The sequence below is a fragment of the Ureibacillus sinduriensis BLB-1 = JCM 15800 genome (assembly GCF_000772955.1).
GTDB lineage: Bacteria > Bacillota > Bacilli > Bacillales_A > Planococcaceae > Ureibacillus > Ureibacillus sinduriensis.
In genome coordinates this window covers 128,502-149,806 of sequence record NZ_JPVO01000052.1, presented here as the reverse complement: position 1 = coordinate 149,806, position 21,305 = coordinate 128,502, and the positions used below count along the sequence as shown (strand labels likewise).

Annotated in this window: 23 protein-coding genes; 20 read left to right on the top strand and 3 right to left on the bottom strand. The window is 39.5% G+C overall.

The features are described 5' to 3' along the window. Nucleotides 1-33 precede the first annotated feature (33 nt). Nucleotides 34-2,025, bottom strand: coding sequence for a catalase (locus CD33_RS12340; RefSeq protein WP_036201178.1), 1,992 nt, complete (start codon nucleotides 2,023-2,025; stop codon nucleotides 34-36). A 170-nt stretch (nucleotides 2,026-2,195) separates the two neighbouring features. Here CD33_RS12340 and CD33_RS12335 point away from each other — a divergent pair, with 170 nt between their 5' ends. The 6 genes from CD33_RS12335 (at nucleotide 2,196) to CD33_RS12310 (ending at nucleotide 7,158) form a co-directional block, all read left to right on the top strand. After that, nucleotides 2,196-2,660 carry a DUF421 domain-containing protein gene (locus tag CD33_RS12335; protein ID WP_036201177.1) on the top strand — a complete coding sequence of 155 codons (465 nt, stop codon included), beginning with the start codon at nucleotides 2,196-2,198 and terminating at the stop codon, nucleotides 2,658-2,660. A gap of 198 nt (nucleotides 2,661-2,858) precedes the next feature. Continuing rightward, on the top strand, nucleotides 2,859-3,566 hold the full coding sequence (locus tag CD33_RS12330) for a winged helix-turn-helix domain-containing protein (protein ID WP_036201176.1): 708 nt from the start codon (nucleotides 2,859-2,861) through the stop codon (nucleotides 3,564-3,566). Beyond that, nucleotides 3,567-4,502, top strand: a complete 936-nt coding sequence (locus CD33_RS12325; RefSeq protein WP_036201174.1) for a sensor histidine kinase — start codon at nucleotides 3,567-3,569, stop codon at nucleotides 4,500-4,502. A gap of 115 nt (nucleotides 4,503-4,617) precedes the next feature. Continuing rightward, nucleotides 4,618-5,541 (top strand): ATP-binding cassette domain-containing protein, encoded by a 924-nt coding sequence (locus tag CD33_RS12320; RefSeq protein WP_036201172.1) that lies wholly within the window; start codon nucleotides 4,618-4,620, stop codon nucleotides 5,539-5,541. Further along, entirely contained in the window at nucleotides 5,534-6,226 is a 693-nt protein-coding gene (locus CD33_RS12315) for an ABC transporter permease (RefSeq protein WP_052130201.1), read from the top strand. The genes CD33_RS12320 and CD33_RS12315 overlap by 8 nt, the downstream gene beginning before the upstream one ends. A 50-nt stretch (nucleotides 6,227-6,276) precedes the next feature. Beyond that, nucleotides 6,277-7,158 carry a DUF4097 family beta strand repeat-containing protein gene (locus CD33_RS12310; protein WP_036201169.1) on the top strand — a complete coding sequence of 294 codons (882 nt, stop codon included), beginning with the start codon at nucleotides 6,277-6,279 and terminating at the stop codon, nucleotides 7,156-7,158. A gap of 145 nt (nucleotides 7,159-7,303) precedes the next feature. Here the strand turns inward: CD33_RS12310 and CD33_RS12305 are convergent, their stop codons facing one another. Then, entirely contained in the window at nucleotides 7,304-8,380 is a 1,077-nt protein-coding gene (locus CD33_RS12305; protein WP_036201168.1) for a CdaR family transcriptional regulator, read from the bottom strand. A 145-nt stretch (nucleotides 8,381-8,525) separates the two neighbouring features. Between CD33_RS12305 and CD33_RS12300 the strand changes: the two genes are divergently transcribed. The 9 genes from CD33_RS12300 (at nucleotide 8,526) to CD33_RS12260 (ending at nucleotide 17,500) form a co-directional block, all read left to right on the top strand. Beyond that, entirely contained in the window at nucleotides 8,526-9,653 is a 1,128-nt protein-coding gene (locus CD33_RS12300; protein WP_036201167.1) for a glycerate kinase, read from the top strand. A gap of 12 nt (nucleotides 9,654-9,665) precedes the next feature. Next, a complete protein-coding gene (locus CD33_RS12295) occupies nucleotides 9,666-11,012 on the top strand; it encodes a GntP family permease (protein WP_036201166.1) in 1,347 nt (448 codons plus the stop codon). A gap of 382 nt (nucleotides 11,013-11,394) precedes the next feature. Then, entirely contained in the window at nucleotides 11,395-12,822 is a 1,428-nt protein-coding gene (locus tag CD33_RS12290) for a VanZ family protein (protein ID WP_036201165.1), read from the top strand. A gap of 300 nt (nucleotides 12,823-13,122) precedes the next feature. Continuing rightward, nucleotides 13,123-14,016: an SDR family oxidoreductase gene (locus CD33_RS12285; protein WP_036201163.1), complete on the top strand. Its 894-nt coding sequence runs from the start codon at nucleotides 13,123-13,125 to the stop codon at nucleotides 14,014-14,016. Between the two features lie 422 nt (nucleotides 14,017-14,438). Next, nucleotides 14,439-15,446: a ketoacyl-ACP synthase III gene (locus CD33_RS12280; RefSeq protein WP_036201162.1), complete on the top strand. Its 1,008-nt coding sequence runs from the start codon at nucleotides 14,439-14,441 to the stop codon at nucleotides 15,444-15,446. Between the two features lie 49 nt (nucleotides 15,447-15,495). Continuing rightward, entirely contained in the window at nucleotides 15,496-15,921 is a 426-nt protein-coding gene (gene fabZ / locus CD33_RS12275; RefSeq protein WP_036201161.1) for a 3-hydroxyacyl-ACP dehydratase FabZ, read from the top strand. Between the two features lie 260 nt (nucleotides 15,922-16,181). Beyond that, nucleotides 16,182-16,517, top strand: coding sequence for an immunity protein CdiI family protein (locus CD33_RS12270; protein ID WP_036201159.1), 336 nt, complete (start codon nucleotides 16,182-16,184; stop codon nucleotides 16,515-16,517). A gap of 94 nt (nucleotides 16,518-16,611) precedes the next feature. After that, nucleotides 16,612-16,827, top strand: a complete 216-nt coding sequence (locus tag CD33_RS12265) for a hypothetical protein (RefSeq protein ID WP_036201158.1) — start codon at nucleotides 16,612-16,614, stop codon at nucleotides 16,825-16,827. Between the two features lie 175 nt (nucleotides 16,828-17,002). Then, on the top strand, nucleotides 17,003-17,500 hold the full coding sequence (locus CD33_RS12260) for a P-loop nucleotide/nucleoside kinase family protein (protein WP_036201156.1): 498 nt from the start codon (nucleotides 17,003-17,005) through the stop codon (nucleotides 17,498-17,500). Between the two features lie 203 nt (nucleotides 17,501-17,703). Here CD33_RS12260 and CD33_RS12255 read toward each other — a convergent pair whose 3' ends face one another. Next, the gene (locus tag CD33_RS12255) at nucleotides 17,704-18,192 is read right to left on the bottom strand and encodes a pyridoxamine 5'-phosphate oxidase family protein (protein WP_036201155.1); all 489 of its coding nucleotides are present in this window, start codon (nucleotides 18,190-18,192) and stop codon (nucleotides 17,704-17,706) included. 288 nt (nucleotides 18,193-18,480) lie between these two features. On the opposite strand from CD33_RS12255, the gene CD33_RS12250 reads away from it, so the two are divergent. From CD33_RS12250 to CD33_RS12230, 5 genes are all read left to right on the top strand, one after another. Continuing rightward, nucleotides 18,481-18,789: a hypothetical protein gene (locus CD33_RS12250; RefSeq protein WP_036201154.1), complete on the top strand. Its 309-nt coding sequence runs from the start codon at nucleotides 18,481-18,483 to the stop codon at nucleotides 18,787-18,789. Nucleotides 18,790-18,867: 78 nt separating this feature from the next. Continuing rightward, nucleotides 18,868-19,197: a chaperone CsaA gene (gene csaA / locus CD33_RS12245; protein ID WP_036201153.1), complete on the top strand. Its 330-nt coding sequence runs from the start codon at nucleotides 18,868-18,870 to the stop codon at nucleotides 19,195-19,197. Between the two features lie 198 nt (nucleotides 19,198-19,395). Beyond that, nucleotides 19,396-19,587, top strand: coding sequence for a hypothetical protein (locus CD33_RS12240; protein ID WP_036201151.1), 192 nt, complete (start codon nucleotides 19,396-19,398; stop codon nucleotides 19,585-19,587). Between the two features lie 53 nt (nucleotides 19,588-19,640). After that, entirely contained in the window at nucleotides 19,641-20,615 is a 975-nt protein-coding gene (locus CD33_RS12235; protein ID WP_235863254.1) for a DUF2268 domain-containing putative Zn-dependent protease, read from the top strand. A 45-nt stretch (nucleotides 20,616-20,660) separates the two neighbouring features. Next, complete coding sequence (locus CD33_RS12230) at nucleotides 20,661-21,143, top strand: hypothetical protein (RefSeq protein WP_088291743.1); 483 nt, start codon at nucleotides 20,661-20,663, stop codon at nucleotides 21,141-21,143. Nucleotides 21,144-21,305 lie beyond the last annotated feature (162 nt).

Sequence of the window (21,305 nt, the reverse complement as noted above, 5' to 3'; positions counted from 1 at the left end):
CCTAATGTACTGAATGATTTCTTCCATAGTTGTTTAGCCAATAGCGTTTGGACGATTCCAATGGCGGCCGATGCGCAATGCTTCGATAAAGGACTCTACAGTCTGGACAACGCCTTCATCCCCTTTATTCACATTTGTGCCAATTAAATCAGGTGCCACCAGGAAGGCAAGTGGTTTGTAATGATTGTATGTCTCCTGAATGTAATGATTTAATTTACTGCTGGATTTGGGATCACCAAATTTAGCGGCAACAATGATTCCGTCATATAGGACCGGGGAGGCTGTATCCATCGTATGATCAACTTCGAAGTGCTGGATTATTTGCTGTCTATCACTGATGAGCTCTACAGCAATTTTTTGATTCTTTAATGTTTCCACGATTTTGCTTACGTTTTCAGTTGTTTCATCAACAATGATGGCCACTTTTTTGGATTCGGTGGTGAATACAGGATTTGCGAATAAGCTTACGGCAGGAGAAATTTTATTTGTTTCAACTGCTTGTATCGTTTTAGGTGGTTCAACCCCTACATTCAGAGCGAGCTGTGCAGCCAATTCAACGTCGATGTTTGCAAACATCTCCACCACTTGCTGTCGTATATTACGACGCGCCACTTTTCCGACCTCAAAGCTTGCGGCTTTCACAATATGTTCCTTTTCAATATCGGTCATACTCAGCCAAAACATTCGCGCTTGAGTGAAATGATCCATAAAGGATTGACTTCTCGCACGGACCTTTACGCCATCCACTTTCTCTTGATAGTGTTCATAGCCGCCATCACTTGGGGAAACAGGTCCGGGTGTATTTTGCTGGATCGAGTTTTTATGATAACTAACCGGGCCGACATTGATCGTTTGGCGTCCATAGCCATCACGCTGGTTGTTGTGGAATGGGCACACTGGACGGTTGATCGGCAGCTCATGGAAGTTAGGCCCTCCCAGGCGTATCAACTGTGTATCTGTATAAGAGAATAAGCGGCCTTGAAGCAGTGGATCGTTGGAAAAGTCGATGCCGGGCACAACATGGCCAACATGGAAGGCGACTTGTTCAGTCTCGGCAAAGAAATTATCGACGTTTTGATTTAACGTCATTTTTCCTAAAATGCGGACAGGTACTTCTTCCTCTGGCCATATTTTTGTAGGGTCGAGAATATCGAAGTCAAAATTAAATTCATCTTCTTGCGCAATTAGTTGCACACCAAGTTCATATTCGGGGAAATTTCCTTGCTCGATATTGTCATATAAATCGCGGCGATGGAAATCGGGGTCCTTCCCAGCAATTTTTTGAGCTTCATCCCAAACCAAAGACTGGACGCCTAGCTTTGGTTTCCAGTGGAATTTAACAAAATGGGCTTGTCCAGCGGCATTTACAAAACGATAAGTGTTGACGCCAAAGCCTTCCATTGTCCGATAGCTTCTCGGAATTGCCCGGTCGGACAAATGCCACATCACCATATGGGCACTTTCTTGATTGTTTGCAATAAAGTCCCAGAATGTATCATGGGCGCTTTGAGCTTGCGGGATTTCGTTATGTGGTTCCGGTTTTACGGCATGAACGAAATCCGGGAATTTAATCGCATCCTGCACAAAGAAGACGGGCATGTTATTTGCGACCAAATCATAATTACCTTCCTCTGTATAAAACTTTGTGGCAAAACCGCGCACATCCCTTACCGTGTCTGCCGATCCACGGGATCCCGCAACAGTGGAGAAGCGCACAAAGACAGGGGTTTGTTTGCCTTTTTCTGAAAGGAAGTTTGCCTTTGTAATATCACTGGCATCTTCATAGCATTCGAAAACGCCGTGGGCTGCTGTCCCTCTAGCATGGACGACACGCTCAGGTATACGTTCGTGGTCGAAATGCGTCATCTTCTCGCGAAAGTGAAAATCCTCCATAATCGTGGGGCCACGGGAGCCGATTTTTAATGAATGTTCATCTTCGGACACCTTCAGACCTTGGTTGGTCGTTAGGGGCCGATTGCTGTCATCGGATTTAAAGTGGTCCAATTGCTGTTGTTTTTTATTCATGAAAAATTCCTCCTACCGAATGAAATCTATACAATACCTCTATTCCTTTGTAGTTAAGAAATAAACTAATTCTTAAGTAATAAAAAGCCCAACCTGTTTAACAAGCAATTTAGGAGGAATATAAATAGAAACTGAGGGAGAAAGCTCTCTCTTCATAAAAGGAGAATCATATGGAAAAAATGGGTCAGATTTTGGTAGAATTTCCGCTAATGTTAGTGTTGATGTTCATTGTTATTCGTTTAATGGGGAATAAAGAATTGAATCAATCGACGCCGATTGATTTTGCGTTCATGGTACTCCTTACAAGTGTCGGATGGGATGTGACCATTTCCCAAGACTACCCTTTATGGTTTACCATCGTTCTTTTCGTTGTATTAGTGGTGATGATTTATCTATTTGATTGGATAACCGTTAGGAATAAAAAGGCGGAAAAATTCATCATCGGGGAACCCCTTCTTCTGATTGAAGACGGTGAAATCATTGAGAAGGCTTTGAAAAAGGAACGAATATCAGAAGATGAAATAATGGCACTTTTACGATTGAAAGGCTTTTTTATAATTGAAGAAATAGAACAATGCTATTTGGAATTTAACGGGGATATATCGGTGAAACCGAAAGAATCCAAGCGAAATTAACAATTCTACATACGAAGAATAAAATGGGCTGCCTTTTTGGCGGTCTTTTTTTTGTGTTAATTACTGTATGGAATATTATGTTAAAATCTAGAAAGCGGGTTTGATAGTCTGCCACCGTTAATAAAGAAAACCAATGATTTAATGGATAGCTAGATTTATAGGATATTCAATTCAAATTGAAATAATGGAGGAAATTAATTGAAACATCGAATTATGATTGTGGAAGATGATTTGGCGATAAGTGACATGGTTCACGAAAGTTTGGCCAAGGAAGGATACGAAGTGATAGTAGCTTATGATGGCGAAGAGGCATTACAGTTATTCGATTCGCAAAGAATCGATTTAATCCTGCTCGACTTAATGTTGCCAAAAATGGCTGGTATGGAATGCTTGAAGGTGATCAGGGCAAAAAGCATGGTACCGATTCTCATTATGTCCGCAAAGGGCGAAGATGTGGATAAAGCTTTGGGATTAGGGTTTGGTGCGGATGATTATCTCTCAAAGCCGTTTTCACTGATTGAGCTAAAGGCAAGGGTTCAAGCGATCCTCAGAAGGCAGATACACTATACAAGTGCAAAGTATTCCGGAGCAGCTGATCGAGAAGAGATTATTAAAGTTGGTGATTTGGTAATCGATCTTAATAGTTACTCGGTTCGCAAAGCCGACAAGGAGCTCAATCTCACTGCGAAGGAGTTTAATATTCTCAAACTATTTATGGCGAAACCTAACCATGTCTATACAAAATCTCATTTATATCAACGAGTTTGGCAAGAGGAATATTACGGTGATGAAAATGTCATCAATGTGCATATTAGAAGACTGCGGGAAAAGATTGAAGACAATCCTTCTGCTCCGAAATATATTAAAACCGTATGGGGAATCGGCTACAAATTGGGGGAAGTATAGATGCTGACGCTAGTTGTCATTCTACTACTCGTTTCTTTCAGCCTGAATATCGCAATGTTCCTTAAACGATTGGCGCATAGGAAGGAAATCCAATATATCGAAAAAAAACTTCGGAGTATTGTAGTAAATTCATCGGACGAAAAATTGCTCCTCTATACGAATGATAAGCAGATAAAAGCCCTGTTGATCCAAATCAATCTACTTTTGGAGGAATCCCAAAAAGCAACCGTAGATTATCGTGTACTGGAACGCTCCATGAGAAAGATGCTGTCGAATATTTCGCATGATTTAAAAACACCCCTCACAGTGATACTTGGTTATGCAGAAAACATGATGAACGATGATGATTTAGATCCTCATAAGGTAAAGGCATCCTTGCAGACAGTACATTTAAAAACAGTTGAAGTGCTGGATTTAATGAAACGTTTCTTTGAGCTTGCTCGGCTGGAATCAGGAGATAATCATGCAGAGATAGTGAAAGTTGATATTAGTGAAATTTGCCGAAAAATCATACTGGATTATTACGAGATTTTAACAAGAAAAGACTTTGAGGTCGCTATCGAGATACCGGAAACACCCATTTTTGTTTGGGGCAATCAAATTTCAATCGAACGCATTCTAAATAACCTCATTACGAATGCGATTAAATATGGCGCAGACGGAAAAATGATCGGGTTAAAGGTGAAAACGAACAATGATCATGCCTACATAGAAGTTATGGACAAAGGAAAAGGGATAAGTGAAATCAACAGAGACCGTGTTTTTGAGCGGATGTATACGCTGGAAGACTCAAGAAACAAGCTCTATCAAGGGAGTGGACTGGGATTGACCATCACGAAGAGATTAGTGGAGCAATTGGGTGGAAGCATTTCCTTGGATAGCGAACCATTCAAGAAAACCGTATTCACGGTTGCATTAAAACGATTTAACTTTTAAAAGCAAAAAGGGGAATCTTCGAGAATGAACTTAAGATTTTTGTAAGGAACGAGTAAGTAAATCGATATTTTTGATTGATACAATAAAGACCATAGAGCAGAAGGGGGGGAATCAGGTGAGTGATATCATTCAATTAAGAAATCTCACAAAGACATATGAAGGAAAAGATGTGGTGTCGAATGTGAACATGCACGTAAAAAAAGGGAAAATTTATGGCGTTTTAGGTCCCAATGGTGCCGGAAAAACAACCCTTTTCCGTATGATCACTAATCTGGTGAAGCCATCAAGCGGGGAAGTAATAATCCTCGGCGACAAGCTGACATCGAAATCCTATGAACTATTTAAAAGAATGGGAAGTATTATCGAATATCCCGTATTTTACGATTTGTTGACAGCGAGGGAGAATCTAGAGCTGCATTGCGAATATATCGGTTATTACAATGAAGATGCCATTGATCAAGCGCTTGATTTAGTCCAATTGAAAGATTTTGAAGGGAAAGCAGTAAAAGACTTTTCATTAGGAATGAAGCAGAGGCTCGGCATTGCCAGGGCAGTTATAACGAAACCCGAAATTCTCATATTGGATGAACCGATTAACGGGCTGGATCCAGTCGGTATCGAACTCCTTCGAAATATTTTTCAGATGCTGAGCAAGGAGTATGGAATGACATTGTTAATATCCAGCCATATTCTCGCGGAAGTCGAACAAATCGCCGATACCATTGGAATCATGAAGGATGGGAAACTGATCGAGGAAGTAGCGATGGAGAGCATCCGCCTACAAAACATGAAATACATTGAATTAAGAACAAGTGATGTCAAAAAAGCAGCCTTTATCCTCAATGAAACATTGAAAATTTCTAATTTCAAAGTACTCGAAAATACAACCATCCGCATATACGACATGACCATACCTCTAGGTGAAATATCAAAGGCACTTGTTTTAAACGATGTTTTGGTAGAAGCAATCAAACAAAAGGACCATTCATTAGAGGACTACTTTTTAAAAATTATCAATGGGGGCGGAATTGGTGTATAAGCTCATCAAACTAGAAATAAAGAAATTTAAATTGTGGAAGCATTGGAAAGGGGTCCTTATTTCAAATGTAGGATTCATTGCATTTCTTGGCATGATCTATGGACTGGAACTCAGCGAGGAAAACGTTCCATTCGAAAACTTTGAAATGGTCATACTTATCCTTGGTTCGATTGTCCGGGCGACATTCATCATATATGCCTCGTTTCTTATCGTGAAATTGGTGATAGATGAATATAAAAACAAGACCATCGATATTATGTTTACCTATCCGGTAAAGCGCAAAAAAATCCTGGCTGCGAAGTTGATGATCGTGATGGCATTCACTTTCTTTACGGTTTTCTTATCCAACGTGTTGATCGGAGGGTTATTTGTCATAACGGAAGCTGCCTTCGATATTTTACCAGGCGAGATTGGAGTGGATGAAATTTATAACAACCTCATATCCACGTTCTTTTACTCTTTAGCTACTGCAGGAATAAGTCTTATTCCCCTTTTGTTTGGGATGCCACGAAAATCTGCGCCGGCTACAATTGTTACAGCGATTTTTTTAGTGTGCCTGATCGGTAACACAACCGATAGTTTCACGGTGTTTTCAATAATTGCTGTCCCGATTTCGCTAGCTTTGCTAGGTTTGTTTATAGGTTACCTATCCATCCGAAACATTGAAAAAGTAGATGTAAGATAATCATGTTAGCAAATAGATTCTTGATACAATTGGAATGAGGAAACAATGAAATGAAAAAACTGATGAGTTTACTATTGATTTTCATTCTGGGTTTAGTTGTTTTCTTGTTTCTAAGGCCTGGTTTTGAGAAAGTAACATTGAAAGAAGAAAAAGAGATTGAAATCGCCAAAATTGAACAATTACAATTGCTGACTGCCTCAGCAGATATCGAAATTATTGCCAATGCAGCTAACATAGTAAAAGTGGAATTAAAGGGGGATATCCCCAAATCGATGAAAGACGAGTATGCGCTAAACCTGGTTGAGGAAGGTAGTCGTTTGAAGATTTCGTACTTAAGTAACGATAATCGGTTAAAATGGAAGTTCGGAAGTGAAAAGGACGTCATGTTACAGGTGACCTTGCCCGAAAAAGTTCTAAAGAATTTGATAGTGCAAACAACTTCTGGAGATATTGTCTCCAAAGATATTTCAGCACAAGAGCTGGACTTTAGATCCACTTCAGGAAATCAAAGTATTAGAGGGTTGAAATCAAACGAATCTCTCGCTATTGAAACTGTAAGTGGGGATATCACTCTGAAAGGCAGCGAAACAAATGACTTCTCCATTGACTCCACGAGCGGGAATGTTGCTATAAATTCTTTAGTATCCCAAAATGGGCGGATCGATATAGAATCCGGGAATATTAATATGCTGATTGAAGAAATGATTCATACAATGAACATCGAAACAATAAGCGGTGATATCAGGTCAACATTTGAACGACCTCCTGAGTCTCTCAAGATTGACTTTAAAGGGACTTCTGGTCAAGCAGTTATAAAGCTGAAAAAGTTTATATATGAAGACAATGCTGAAAATAAAGCTGTTGGTGAAACTGGAGACGGTGCCAATCTGCTAAAAGTGCGAACAACTTCCGGTGATTTCATAGCTAATTAAAATCCTTCCCTATACTTTAGTATAAAGAAGTTTAGTAGATTGAAGGATAATCATAAAATTTCCCCGTTCTGAATTGGAACGGGGTTTTACTTTTAGTGCTTCCTTTTGTCATATAATTTTTTTTGCGCTCCAGACGAATAGCGTTTTAAAGCTGCTTGATAAGCATGATTGCCATTTTTAATATAAAGGCATCCTTGAAATTTTGCGGCTGGTACCCCGTGAATTGATGGATTTTATTTAATCGATAAGTCAAGGTATGTCGATGGATCTGAAGGCGATCGGCACATACATTAATTTGCAGATCGCTTTCAAAGAAGGCTTCCAATGTGTTCAACATTTTTTCACTCATGCCGGGAAGTGTTTTTGACAGAAACTTTAGAACTTCTGGGTCTTTTTTGTTCTTAAGTAATGTATAAACTTCTATTTCTTCAAAAAACGTATCCCGTCTTTCATCAAGAGCAAAGGCAAGGGTTGTTTTTGCGCTGCTATATGCGTAAGACAGTTGGATTAAGGAGTTGACAGCAGGGCCTATCCCCATATAAATCTCAAACTTTTTTCGCAAGTTTGCAAGTTGATCCAAGATGGCCTTCATTTTTCTTACTGAGTCCCCAGTAAGGCAGATGTAATACTCATTCAGCTCCATTTGACCAAAAAGAATGGGTTGTTTGTATAAAATGTTTTCCAAATTGATGGATAATGTATTTGTTGCAAATTTACCTTCCTGCTTGATTAGAATAATTTGGAATGGCTCCTTTAGAGCAAAAGGGAGTTTATGTATGCGTTCAGTAAGAATGTTTGGGTTGGATTCACCCTCAATCAATGTTTTGAAGATGAAGTCCCCATTTTTCCGCTGCCATTCGCTCTCACTTTCGGTCAGCACTTGGTGGACCATCATCTCGGTTGTCAATTGCACAAGATTGGCTATTTCATCCAACTCATTGGGAGCACCAGTGATCCCGATTACCCCGATAATTTCATCATGAAATTTAATCGGCATATTAATGCCGGGTTTGCAATTTTGAAATTGGTTGGAAAGTTTTTCATCTACTACAAGGGGCCTTCCCGTTTTGACAACTTCAATCGCCCCTTCGTGGATTAAATCGATCCGTTCTTTGTCCCCCGAAGCCAAAATGACACCGTTTGGTCCAATGACATTGATGTTGTGATGAAGTCGCAACATGGTTTGGGCGACTATTTCTTCTGCTAATCCAATAGATAACATTTTATACACCCCGTATAAAAAAGATACTGTACTAATACAGTTATATTGTACACCTATCATAATGATAATTTCCATAGTTTCTCATTATAATAATTGTAAGCGCTTAATCAATAGCAATCTTAGTTTTGATGAAAGGGGCAAGAGGATGAAAGTTGTAATCAGTCCAGACTCATTTAAAGGAACATTGACAGCGCTCGATGCGGCTCGTGCCATCGAAAAAGGGATCAAGCAAGTGGACGCTAACATTGAAACAGTGCTGTTGCCGGTTGCAGACGGTGGGGAAGGCACAATGGAGACACTCGTTTTGGCAACGAATGGCCGCTATATAAAAACGACCGTACTCGATCCTCTTGGTCGGGAGATAGAAGCCTCTTTTGGCGTACTGGGGAATCAGACTACTTGTGTTATAGAAATGGCCTCTGCATCCGGAATCACACTGTTGCATAACAATGAACGCAATCCTCGGCTTGCCTCGAGCTTTGGGACAGGTCAATTAATTAAATGCGCATTGGATCAAGGCTTCAGGGACTTTATCATCTGTATCGGAGGAAGTGCCACAAATGATGCAGGTGTAGGAATGCTTAGGGCACTAGGGCTTCGTCTGCTCGATCAACATGGACTTAACGTACAAAAATCCATAGACGGTTTATTTGAGGTAGAAAGACTGGATTTTGCAAATTGGGATGCAAGATTAGCAGATTCAAAGATTGCCATTGCCAGTGACGTGGATAATCCGTTAGTCGGTGAAGTAGGGGCGACGGCTGTCTTTGGACCACAAAAAGGCGTAAAAGCCGATGAAGTGCAGTATTTCGATGATGCATTGACCCACTGGGCGGATGTTGTCGAGAAAGAAAAAGGGATTCGTTTGCATGATTTCAAAGGGGCGGGAGCTGCCGGTGGAATGGGGGGCGCATTGATTGCTTTCTTGCAAGGGAAGTTCCACCAAGGGATCCATCTTGTTCTTGATGTCATGAAATACAAGGAGAATATTCACGGTGCTCATTTAGTTTTCACCGGCGAAGGCAAATCGGATAGGCAAACCTTGCACGGGAAAGCACCTTTTGGGGTGTTGGAATGTGCAAAGAACCTTCAAATACCTACAGTCTTGCTTTCAGGTTATATCGAAGAAATCGATCAATCGTTATTATCGGATCATTTTCATCAGGTTTATTCCGTGGCGGGGGAGTCCATTACAATCGAGGAAGCGATGGAACAGGCTTCGGATTGTTTGGCGGAGAAGGCTTTTCAAGTGTTCAGCAAATTACTCAAATAAGGGGGATTTCGTATGTTATTTGTCATTATTTTACTGGGGGTATTACTGGTTGTATTTGCAACGGCCAAGTTAAAGCTACATCCATTTTTAGCATTAATCTTAAGTTCATTCTTTGTAGGCATTGCAAGCGGTATGCCCTTATTGGATGTTGTAACGAATATCAATACCGGTTTTGGCAGTTTAATGACAAGTATCGGGATTGTCATCGTGGCAGGAACGATGATCGGTGTCATATTGGAGCGTTCCGGTGCCGCTTACCGAATGGCGGAAGTTGTACTGCGTATTGTTGGGCCGAAGCGACCTCAATTAGCAATGTCGATCATCGGTTATATCGTTTCGATTCCTGTATTCTGTGATTCTGGATTCATTATTCTATCAAGCTTGCAAAAATCTTTGGCAAAACGTGCAAAAGTGACGATTGCTTCCATGGGTGTAGCACTTGCAACAGGACTGTATGCGACACATGTTCTTGTTCCGCCAACTCCTGGACCAATTGCCGCGGCGGGAAATATTGGTGCGGCAGACTATTTAGGGACAGTCATTCTTGTTGGTCTCATCGTAGCCATTCCCGCAACATTTATAGGGTATCTTTGGGCAGTGAAAGTCGCTACAAAAATTAGAGTGCCGATGGATGAGGAAGAGGCGCTTGATTACGAAGACGTTATTAAATCTTTTGGGGAGATGCCATCAACATTCAAAGCATTTTTCCCTATCATACTGCCGATTGTGTTGATTGGGATCGGTTCGATTGCAGCGCTAGTAGGCAATCCTGAATCCACTGTCAATATGATCCTGCGTTTCTTAGGAAGCCCGATCGTTGCGTTGCTTCTAGGCGTATTGGCAGCATTCCCATTGCTTCCGAAATTAAACGAAGAGACGTTAACCGGCTGGATTGGAGATAGCTTAAAGGATGCGGCCCCTATTCTACTCATAACTGCAGCAGGTGGGTCATTTGGAACGATTATTAAAGAAACAGGCGTGGGCGACAAGCTGCAGCAGATGGACCTTGGTTCACTAGCTACGGGATCCCTGTTCTTGCTAGTGCCATTTATCATTTCAGCAGCTCTTAAGACAGCGCAAGGTTCGTCGACAACGGCTCTCGTTATTACGTCCACACTTGTAGCACCGATGCTGGTAACAGCTGGAATTGAAGGTGCCCTTCCATTGGCGCTGGTCGTCATGGCAATCGGCGCTGGGGCTATGACGGTTTCCCACGTAAACGACAGCTTTTTCTGGGTAGTTACGCAGTATAGTGGAATGGAAGTAACGCAAGCCTATAAAGCTCAAACAATGGCAACTCTTTTACAAGGAATCACAACCATTGTATTCACGATCATTTTATGGCTCATATTTGTATAATGAACAAAGCATACTTGCACATATGAATGTGCCGGTATGCTTTTTTTATGCTAACGGATGAGCCAAGTCTTGGTTTAATCATGGTCTATCAACAATCATTTTAGTCGGTGTGTACCTCAGTCACAATGAAAGTTAAGAAATCTTTTATGGGCCCTTCCTCTTGTAAGGGTTCTTTTTCATCCAAATGTTAAGAAAAACTTAAGAAGTTTCCGCAATTTATATTAAGAATTGACCTTTATACTGTTGGATATAAGTTGTTTTTAACAATTCTTGGAACACTTAATGTGGGAGTGCAGCACCCATTACATCATACCGAGATTGGATTCCTTTAAATAATTATTAATCCGATGTTAAATTCGAATATAAGGAGTGAGATTGTAAGATGGACATTAAAAGTATTATCGGTAAATTACTGCCGATTTTGCCGATAGCCTCGATTGCGGCGGTCGTAATCATTGGAATCATGTACTTATCGTATAAATTATATCGAAAAAGGGGTGGGAGCAAAAAAGCATCACTGAGTCAATTTAGCGCTTTATTTTTACTGCTGGGTTGGTTTGTTGTTGTGATGGTTTTAACAACATTCAGCAGAGGGGCACATTTTGAGGGGTGGGTTAATCTCCGTCTGTTCAGCGATTATATGAATGCTTGGAATCAATGGTCTCTTAGTGAATTACAGCTTATCATTTTTAATATGTTAATGTTTGCACCACTCGGCTTTTTGTTGCCGCTTCTCGGAAGTAGAACGCGCAGAATTGTTCCGATCATACTAGTGTCGCTAACTGTTACATTGGGCATTGAATTATTCCAACTGTTCACCAAAAGAGGAATATTTGAATTGAATGATATACTGCACAACACAATCGGTAGTATTGCGGGATATCTCTTGATGCGTGCAATTTTGGATGCGGTGGCACATCGAAAACTAAAGCTTCAGCCGTTGTTTAAAGCGCTTTGCCTTCCACTTGTTTTTACACTGCTTTTCACGGGGGCAATGATTGTGTACCATTCAAAAGAACTCGGGAACCTTTCCATTCGCCCGGCATCTGCACAAAATATGAACCATGTTGAAGTGACGCTAAAAACGAAACTCGAGAAAGAAGGGGACACAGTTTCACTGTATTATAGCGACCAAATTCATAATCTTGAATACGGAAATGATATGGCGGATTTATTGCAAAGCTCTTTTAATTTATCGCAAAAGGGCGGTATGCGCAAGGATGGCTTCAACCGCATATGGACTTTATTAGACAATAGTGGCAAGGAAATATTTTTGAATTATAGTTTAAAAGATGGAACGTGGAATTTGTATACCGAAAATTATGAAACCGTCTCTATGGCTCAGGAGGAATTAAATAGTTATCGGGATTTTTATGAAAAGTGGCTGCTATCAAATGGGTTATTGTCGGAAGAGGCGACATTTAGTACACAAGATGAAAATACTTTGCGGTGGGACATGAAACGGTCCATCAAAAATATAGCCTATGAAGAAAAAGATTTTTTTAAAGGATTCATTATGCTGATACCCTCCCAAAATAATGACCTGCCAATTGATGTGTTTTATGATATGAAGGAAATGGAATATGTAAGAGATATTAAAATTAGCAGCCCCTCGCAAGCATATAAAGAAATTTTGAATGGGAATTTTACTATATATAATGATCTAAAGGATGGGGACAAGTTATTTGTAAATGGCTATGAGCTTGACTACACTTTCGACTCCAAAGGTTACTATCAGCCTGTTTACAAGTTTACGGGATTAGTGAATGGCCAACATTGGGAAGCATTGATACCTGCTGCAATCGATTGATTAAACATTTAAAAGTTATTTGAGGATCAGCTTTTCCTTAAATAACTTTATTTTTTTGCGACTTCGCGTCTTCCACAAATGTATGCAAAACCTTGTATTTCGAAGGGGCAAATAGGTAAAGAGGTTAACCACAGCAGTTCTTATAAATAAGTGGATTTGAAAAGGGGAATAGAACCGAATCTGTTTAAAGTAATGATCATTGGGTAAAAAATGTACCATAGATTGGTTTTTGAAAGTTTGCAAAGTGTGGACTTTTTATTCTTTGGCTTTAAAGATTAAACAGAATAGGAGATGGTTTTAATGAAAAACACACATCTAACCGATCCACGCAAGAAATTTTATACAGAAAAGTTCCCGGATCAAGAACAGAACACACCAGCACTGCAAAGTAAAATGAGCCCTAAACCTGACTGCGGGGAGGAATCGTATAAAGGATACAATCGCCTGGAAGGGCGCAATGCCTTGATTACCGGAGGCGATTCCGGAATCGGCCGTGCCGCGGCCATTGCCTATGCGCGAGAAGGGGCTAATGTGGCCATCCAATTCTTCCCTGGTGAAGAAGAAGATGCGCACGAAGTGAAAGAATTAATTGAAAAAGCAGGCAAAAAAGCATTATTGCTGCCATATGACTTGCGGGAAGAAGGCACAGCGACAGAGATTGTTGCAAAAACGGTGGAAGCTTTCGGCACTTTGGACACGCTCGTATTGAACGCTGCGCAACAAATCGCACAGCCAACACTAAGTGATTTAACAATCAAACAAGTGCAGGATACCTTCAAAGTAAACATCATCAGCATGTTTGAAACCGTAAAAGCGGCCGAAGAGCATCTGGAACCAGGAAGTGCAATTATTACTACCACATCGGTCCAATCTTTCAATCCGTCCACCTCTTTGATGGATTATGCCGCTACAAAAGGTTCGATAAGCAACTTTACGGTAAACCTTTCCGCGTACTTTGCTTCCAAGGGAGTGCGTGTCAATGGGGTGGCGCCGGGACCAATTTGGACACCGTTGCAGTTGGATAACGGACAATTGGATGGACAAATCCCTGAGTTTGGCCAAAACACCCCTCTTGGCCGCGCGGGACAACCGGTGGAGCTTGCGCCGGTGTATGTTCTTCTAGCATCCGATGAAGGAAGTTATATCACCGGCCAGATTTATGGAGTGACAGGTGGTGAACCGATCGACTTATAATCATAATAGTGAGTCAAATGAAAACAACCTGCTCGAATTTAGGGAAGGTCCACTCTTCTTTTATTACGTTAGGTGCGTAATAGGTGAGGGGCCAATAAACATAGATAATGTAAAACGGTATAAATGATCATATGCCTGCTGCAGTTGGTGATTAATGTCCCAATGTAGCAGGCTTCTAATTGCTTTCTTTCATAACAGATTCTAACAACCTGGCGCTTCCTTGAATAAGGAAAGTGTTTTTTTAGTTAACGGGCTGTTTAAACTGGACCTAATGAAGTGGCATTTTTGATAAAAGGAAATATCGCACTCATACAACAGCTTTATTTTTAGAAATGCCTTTTCTTCTTGAAAAAAAGGATAATTATGGTTACAATTAGCACCAGGTATTAATATCAACTTATAATAAATTAGGGGTGAAGTGAATGTTGGGAGCTAGAATAACGGCGATTGGGACATATGTGCCCGAAAGAAGATTAACAAATTCTGACCTTGAGCAAATGGTTGAGACAAATAATGAGTGGATTTTACAAAGAACTGGAATACATGAACGCAGAATAGCCCGTCCTGATGAATTTACCAGTGACTTGTGTGTCTCTGCTGTAAAAGACTTGATGCAAAGATATGATAAAACTGTTGAAGATGTGGATATGATTATCGTGGCGACAAGTACGCCCGATTTTCCATTTCCATCTGTCGCAAGTATCATCCAGGACCAATTGAAAATTTCCCAAACAGGCGCAATTGATTTAAGTGCGGCGTGTGCAGGATTTGTTTATGGTTTGCATACAGCCCACAGTCTAATTTCATCTGGTCTTCACAAAAAAATACTAGTGCTTGGCGCAGATACCCTCTCCAAAGTTACCGATTATACAGATAGGAGTACGTGTGTTTTATTTGGTGATGGGGCTGGTGCTGTATTGGTTGAAAGAGATGAGAAATCAAAAGGTTTCATTGGATTCCATCTAGGAAGTGATGGGCGTGGAGCACAACATGTGTATCGTTCTGGACTTTCCAAAAAGGTCAATGGCATTGAGTTGATCGACACTCAATATCTTGTACAGAACGGTAGAGAAGTGTTTCGATGGGTCGCAAGAAATGTACCAGATAGCATAAGACGAATATTGGAAAAAACACAAACCAATTTAGATCAAATTGATTGGTTTATACCGCATAGTGCTAACTTAAGACTAATAGAGCCAATTTGTGAAAAATTAAACTATCCAATGGAAAAGACTCTTTATAGCTTGGTGAACTTTGGAAATACCTCTGCTGCAACAATACCTTTAGCACTTGATCTTGGAATACGTGAAGGTAAAGTAAAAAATGGGGATCGGGTTCTTATGTACGGGTTTGGATCTGGCTTGGTACACGCTGGGCAACTTCTAGAAATAAACTTTGATGAGCAAGTCACGGCCCCAAAAGCATTGTGAAGTAATTTGAATGGCATATAGTAATGATGACGCTATGGAGGTTTCAATATTGTTTGATATACAAAAAATTAAAGAAATAATAAAACATCGCTATCCTTTTCTTTTAGTGGATAGAGTTCTGGAACTGGAAGAGGGTAAGAGAGCGGTCGGTATTAAAAATGTTACAATAAATGACCCTTTTTTTAATGGGCATTTTCCGAATTATCCTGTAATGCCTGGTGTATTGATTGTGGAAGCATTAGCACAATTAAGTGCAGTTGTGATGCTAGTTAAAGATGGAAATAAAGGGCGTTTAGGGCTTTTAGCTGGTATAGATAATTGTCGTTTTAAAAAGCAAGTAAAACCGGGTGATCAACTACGTCTTGAGGTTGAAATCACTCGTTTAAAAGGTCCTATCGGAAAGGGAAAGGGTAAGGCCACTGTGGACGGGGAATCCGTTTGCGAAATGGATTTAATTTTTGCATTTGGTGATTAATATACCTTGGAGTGAGTTTTTTAGGTTCTTCTAGACATAATGCTTTCAAAAGTATTGTGTCTTTCTTCTATTAGATAAATTGTTAAGCTAGTGGCTAGTTGCTCCGTGGTAAAATTGGAATGTGAAGACAAATACTTAGTGTTCCAGAACATAAACTATGTCTTTTAGTTTATCATGTTTGACTTTTTGTTGTGTCTAATTTGAATTTCACTATTTACCAGAATGGATTGGATAAAATAGTTAAAAGGGGGCTAAAAGCAATGATTGAGCAATGTAAATGTGATGAAACATATGATTTAAGAGTAGAAGGAGATATCGGTGCGGATGCGATATGGTGCAATAAATGTCTTTGTAACTTTGAAATTACATATGTTCCAATTTCAAACGAGTTAAGGTCAGAACTAGCAGAATGGATATCGAAATATGGTGAATGGATTGATTGGGATAATGACGGGATCGTTCCCAGAGGAATCGAACTTGAAGAAGCACATAATGAACAAGGGGTAAAGCTAACAGAAAAAGTAAGGAAGGAACTTGAAGGGAAATATAACGTTTCGTTTAAGCCTTCTACATTTGCCAAAAGACATACAAAATAGTTGGAAATAATTGCTTTGTAAAGCCAGTTTTTATAAAAAGCTCTATGAAATCTTACACTGTTGATAGACAGCTTTATTAGAGGAGGATAAATTGATGGAATCCCTATTGGGTAGTTTCATAGGAGTAATCATTATTATTTTTGGTTACATGCTGCTGGTGAAAATAATATCGAAAGTGTATCACTGGATGAGATGGCAGCGAATGAACCCAACGGAACGTAAATATGAAAAAATCAGACAGCATAGACGCCGCAATTATAATGCAAGTGGTAAAAAATCATACGATGCCTCGCCTCCCGGTGGTGATTGAGTAAAAGTCTTTCAAAGAGTGATAATTATGTATGGTATCCAGGATAAACATCTTTAGTACTAAACAAAAGTGAAGGAAAAAGTAAACATAGAAAGAGATCCATGAAGCACTGTTTGCAAATTATAGTTTTACAATATGGGCAACAGCTATTTAGATTAGCGGGGGGGATGATAATATGGAACAATTGGGGACGCTTTATTTTTTCTGTGGGAAAATGGGAGCAGGAAAATCAACAAAATCAAAACAAATGGCTAATGAGAAACGTGCTGTACTCCTATCCGAGGACGAATGGCTTTCTTCGCTTTATCCCAATCAAATCACCACATTTGAAGATTATCTAAAGTTCTCAGTGCAGATCAAACCGTTAGTGAAAAAGTATGTCCAAAACATATTGAGTGTCGGGACGGATGTTGTGATGGATTTTCCAGGCAACACTCAAAAACAGCGAGAGTGGTTGGTAGGTATTGCGACGGAAATCAATGCTACACACCAATTAGTTTTCCTAAATTTGGATAAGGAACAATGTTTGCGTCAAATTGCGAAAAGGAGTAAGGAACAACCTGAAAGAGCAGCATTTGATACGGAAGCGATGTTTATCCATGTTACTAAATTTTTTGAAACACCTGAAGCATCAGAGGGTTTGAATATTTTGGAGTTTAGTGGAAAAGAATAAAGAGCAAGACAATCATTTTGACGTACTGCAGCCTAGTGTAATAAGGGTCGTCGCTTTTGGAAACCTGGCACCGTTCATCCATTCGGTAAATCAAACCAATGTTGTACCGGGTGAAGTTTATCTGAATCATTCTATTGTTCTTCCTGTTGATACTCCTGGTTGAAAAAAATGGATTGCCCTAAACGGACAATCCATTTTCGTTGTTAATGATCCAATTCAAGCGTTTCATTAATGTCAGTCGATTTAGAGCTTTGGCCTGTCATGCGTTTATAGTAATAGGCAATCTTCTTCACGAAGTTACCAGATTCCCAATACTCGGCTGCTTCTACATTCACCTTGATCAAGATAAGGTTCGGGTCATCATAGGAAGTTTGCATGATTTTCTCGTATACTTTGCTCCACAATTCCTTTTTTTTGTCCAGATCCTCAACGATTTCTGCTCTTCCACGGACGGAAACGTAGGATTTGCCTACATATGCTACATTCACATCTTGATCTTGTAGTATTTCATCATATTTATTAGTCTCTTTTTTTGTAAAAAACCATAAATCACCATCAAACTCTACCTCTTGTGTTTTCATCGGACGAGAAACGAGCCCTTCTTCAGTAGCCGTAGTCAACATGGCAATGTCTATGTCTTTGATTAACTCTCTTAATGTTTCAATTTCTTCTTGTTTCATCATGTGGGACATTCCTTCCACTCCTTTCGTGTTTTTATACTACCCTCTATACCAACTTTTATTCAGGTATAGCGGATACAAAATTCACTCTCTGAAACAGGAAATCAGCAACCCAGTCTAATTGATATCCTTATGTAGTAATGATGACAATGAACAAAGAGCGGATCAATCCATAGGGGAGTCTCTTGTTCTATTATTTTGAATAAGGAACCTACCATTTTCCATTTAATGACCATTCATCAAAAAGAAGAGGTATTATTAAGGTATTGAAAAAATTGTATAAAGAAGAGAAGGGGGCGAATGGTACAGTTGTTTGGTGTGATTTTTTTATGGGGAATTCCGGCATTATTCGTATGGAGCATCGTGTTAAGCGTTGTCCGAACAGCAAAAGAGCCTAGAACCGGGCAGTTTTCGGAGCGGACTTTGACGTTTATTGGCGCGATCTATTCTTATGCTGTCAGTTCATTGGCTTCTTGGTTCGGTCTCATTTGCTTAATTTTTGGAATCGTCGGTTATACAGAAGATGCCATTTTTGGTCCGACGTTGTTCATCTTGTTCGGCGCATTTATGGTATATAACTTTTTCCCTCGCTACAATATGCCGGAATGAATAGAAGTTGATATTCTTTCATCATAGATAGTAATGAGTTAATATTAAAGTAATTGTAAAAATATGGAGGTTCTTTGAATGGCAGAAATTGAAGACTTTTTGAAATTGGATATCCGTATAGGTACTGTTGTGAAAGCGCAGCCGTTTCCCGAAGCAAGAAAACCTGCAATAAAATTGGAAATTGATTTTGGGGAAATGGGCATTAAACAGTCTTCAGCCCAAATTACGCGAAGATATACACCGGAACAATTGATTGGACGTCAAGTAGTGGCGGTAGTGAACTTCCCTCCAAGACGTATCGCAGGTTTTAAATCGGAGGTATTGGTAATTGGAGGCATCACGGGAGAAGAAGACGTGGTACTTTTAGTTCCGGATCAACCCGTTAAAAACGGAACTCCAATTGCTTGAGAATCTCAAAATTAATTTAATAGAGATCTTCTACATTTAGGCGCAGTTACTTAATAGGAATGCGTCTATTTTTACATATTGAGTAGAGGGAAAAGTTAACATTTAGTGGCTTGGTTATTTATGTTAAAATTACATATAGATGTAAAATGAGAGGCAATTAATCTATAGAATAGTTTAATTAAAATTAGGGGGAAAAGTGTGAATAAGGACAAAACAAAAGCAGCATTTCTTATATGGGTATTGATTCTTTTTTCCGAGATTATTTGGTTCTCTCTAAAAATTAATGATCCTATGTCTGCAGCAGAAATTGTGTATATGGTGACAGTGATACTAACAACAATCTCTGTAGGATCATTAGGGCTAATTATGTTTGGAAATCCAAAAGAGTAGATTGGATGATTTCCTTGAATTATTAAGGGACTTATTTATTTAGGGGGATGAAATTGAACAATTATCATAAAACAAACGCAACTTTTATCTTTATACGCATACTTTTGTTGCTCACTTCCTGTACGACAACTGAAAAAAGTGAAGAACCGCTTCATAAGAAGGAGTATAAAACTGACATCACAGAAACTATAGATACCTTCGAGCATCCTCAAACGAACCAAAAGTATAAAATCGTTCATACTTCTCAACTATTTGAACGGTATTTAGATAAAGTGAAGGAAAATCCAAGCGAAGCAACCTTGGAATTGTATCAAGAGGAAATCATTCAGCCAGTATACAAGGAGTGTTTTGAAAACGGAGAATACCTTCATATGGCAGAAGCTCTTTTCAATTCGCATCCTGATAACTTAGCAGAATTGGAAATAATTAATGAAAAGCTGGAACTCCGCAAAAATGAAGTTAATGAACTTATTCAAGAGTCACTTTTGAAATCAGCAGAACTGTTGCCCTCTCAAAAGGACGTAGCGATATGTGTATTTCCTAGTAGCAATTTAGATTCGTACATGTTTGCGGCGGGGGCAGGGAAAATCATCATTACCTATAATAAAAATTTTATGAACGATATTATAAGGGTTGGGGTTGCCCACGAATACCATCATAGTGTTTGGACAGAAAAACACTTAAGCAATGAGCCCATGACTGTTTTAGATACTCTTATTTTTGAAGGGAAGGCGGTCATGTTCGAGAAAACCGTTTATCCTAATCTTGATAGTACGCCAGTGGATTCAGCTTACAACAAAGAGTTATGGTCCAAAATTGAACCTGACTTGAACAAATACGATTTGGATCGTTCGTTGGAAATTATAGTTGGAGGAAATGATTTACCGTGGTCATATGGTTATAGTGAAGGCTATAAGATGGTCAAATCCTATCTCGATGTAAATCCCAACCTAACACCGGAAGAATGGACTGCCCTAAGTTCAAAGGAAATTATCGAAAAAGGGAAATATTTTGATCACTATAAATGAGTGAACTCAATCATTAAAGATCAGCATGATTTTAGAGGTGAATATATGACGAATTTCAAGGACATTTTGCAGAAAGATCTTATTCTATCAAGGCCGTTAAGTAAAAATGAAATAGATAAGTTGACCCTGGCGAATTCTATTTTAGAAGAAGAGGAGGAGCCATGCCTTCCTAAACAATGGTTTTGCAGTATTGACCTAGAGGAATGGACAGACGTGGAAATATTTGTGCAGGGGAATATGGAACAACCGTATGAAGAATTTATCGAGATAGCGGGGAACATTCTTGACAACTCACCTCAACATGTTGACCGTGCATTAAAGTATTTGAAGCGATTTTTTCCTGCACAAGAAGAAGGGGATTATGAACTATCCGCAATTTCATTCGGAAAGTTCGTAAATTTTGACGAATATTTATTTAAAGGCTTTACAATCGCTTTTATACATGGTGATTATCCCTATGCTTTCCAATATAAGGTGAAATTCAAAGAAAATGGATGGCCCATCGGTTTTGAAGGCGGTCCACTTTAACTATTCACTAAGCTTTGTGGCACAGTTCTGATGAGGAATTGTGCCTTTTTATATCCCCGTACTATTCCAGTGATGTCCATAGCTTTTTTGACGTTTCCTTTAAAGGAAGCACCCTTTTTTCATTTTGTTTCGTTCAGGGAAGTTCGGGAGAAGCAAACATTT

Coding starts and splice junctions, on each gene's coding strand:
- CD33_RS12230 (WP_088291743.1), top strand. CDS start 20,661: ATGACGAATTTCAAGGACATTTTGCAGAAAGATCTTATTCTATCAAGG.
- csaA (WP_036201153.1), top strand. CDS start 18,868: ATGGCAGAAATTGAAGACTTTTTGAAATTGGATATCCGTATAGGTACT.
- CD33_RS12270 (WP_036201159.1), top strand. CDS start 16,182: ATGATTGAGCAATGTAAATGTGATGAAACATATGATTTAAGAGTAGAA.
- CD33_RS12250 (WP_036201154.1), top strand. CDS start 18,481: ATGGTACAGTTGTTTGGTGTGATTTTTTTATGGGGAATTCCGGCATTA.
- CD33_RS12340 (WP_036201178.1), bottom strand. CDS start 2,025: ATGAATAAAAAACAACAGCAATTGGACCACTTTAAATCCGATGACAGC.
- CD33_RS12305 (WP_036201168.1), bottom strand. CDS start 8,380: ATGTTATCTATTGGATTAGCAGAAGAAATAGTCGCCCAAACCATGTTG.
- CD33_RS12265 (WP_036201158.1), top strand. CDS start 16,612: ATGGAATCCCTATTGGGTAGTTTCATAGGAGTAATCATTATTATTTTT.
- CD33_RS12280 (WP_036201162.1), top strand. CDS start 14,439: ATGTTGGGAGCTAGAATAACGGCGATTGGGACATATGTGCCCGAAAGA.
- CD33_RS12290 (WP_036201165.1), top strand. CDS start 11,395: ATGGACATTAAAAGTATTATCGGTAAATTACTGCCGATTTTGCCGATA.
- CD33_RS12295 (WP_036201166.1), top strand. CDS start 9,666: ATGTTATTTGTCATTATTTTACTGGGGGTATTACTGGTTGTATTTGCA.
- CD33_RS12310 (WP_036201169.1), top strand. CDS start 6,277: ATGAAAAAACTGATGAGTTTACTATTGATTTTCATTCTGGGTTTAGTT.
- CD33_RS12325 (WP_036201174.1), top strand. CDS start 3,567: ATGCTGACGCTAGTTGTCATTCTACTACTCGTTTCTTTCAGCCTGAAT.
- CD33_RS12300 (WP_036201167.1), top strand. CDS start 8,526: ATGAAAGTTGTAATCAGTCCAGACTCATTTAAAGGAACATTGACAGCG.
- CD33_RS12260 (WP_036201156.1), top strand. CDS start 17,003: ATGGAACAATTGGGGACGCTTTATTTTTTCTGTGGGAAAATGGGAGCA.
- CD33_RS12285 (WP_036201163.1), top strand. CDS start 13,123: ATGAAAAACACACATCTAACCGATCCACGCAAGAAATTTTATACAGAA.
- CD33_RS12335 (WP_036201177.1), top strand. CDS start 2,196: ATGGAAAAAATGGGTCAGATTTTGGTAGAATTTCCGCTAATGTTAGTG.
- CD33_RS12255 (WP_036201155.1), bottom strand. CDS start 18,192: ATGTCCCACATGATGAAACAAGAAGAAATTGAAACATTAAGAGAGTTA.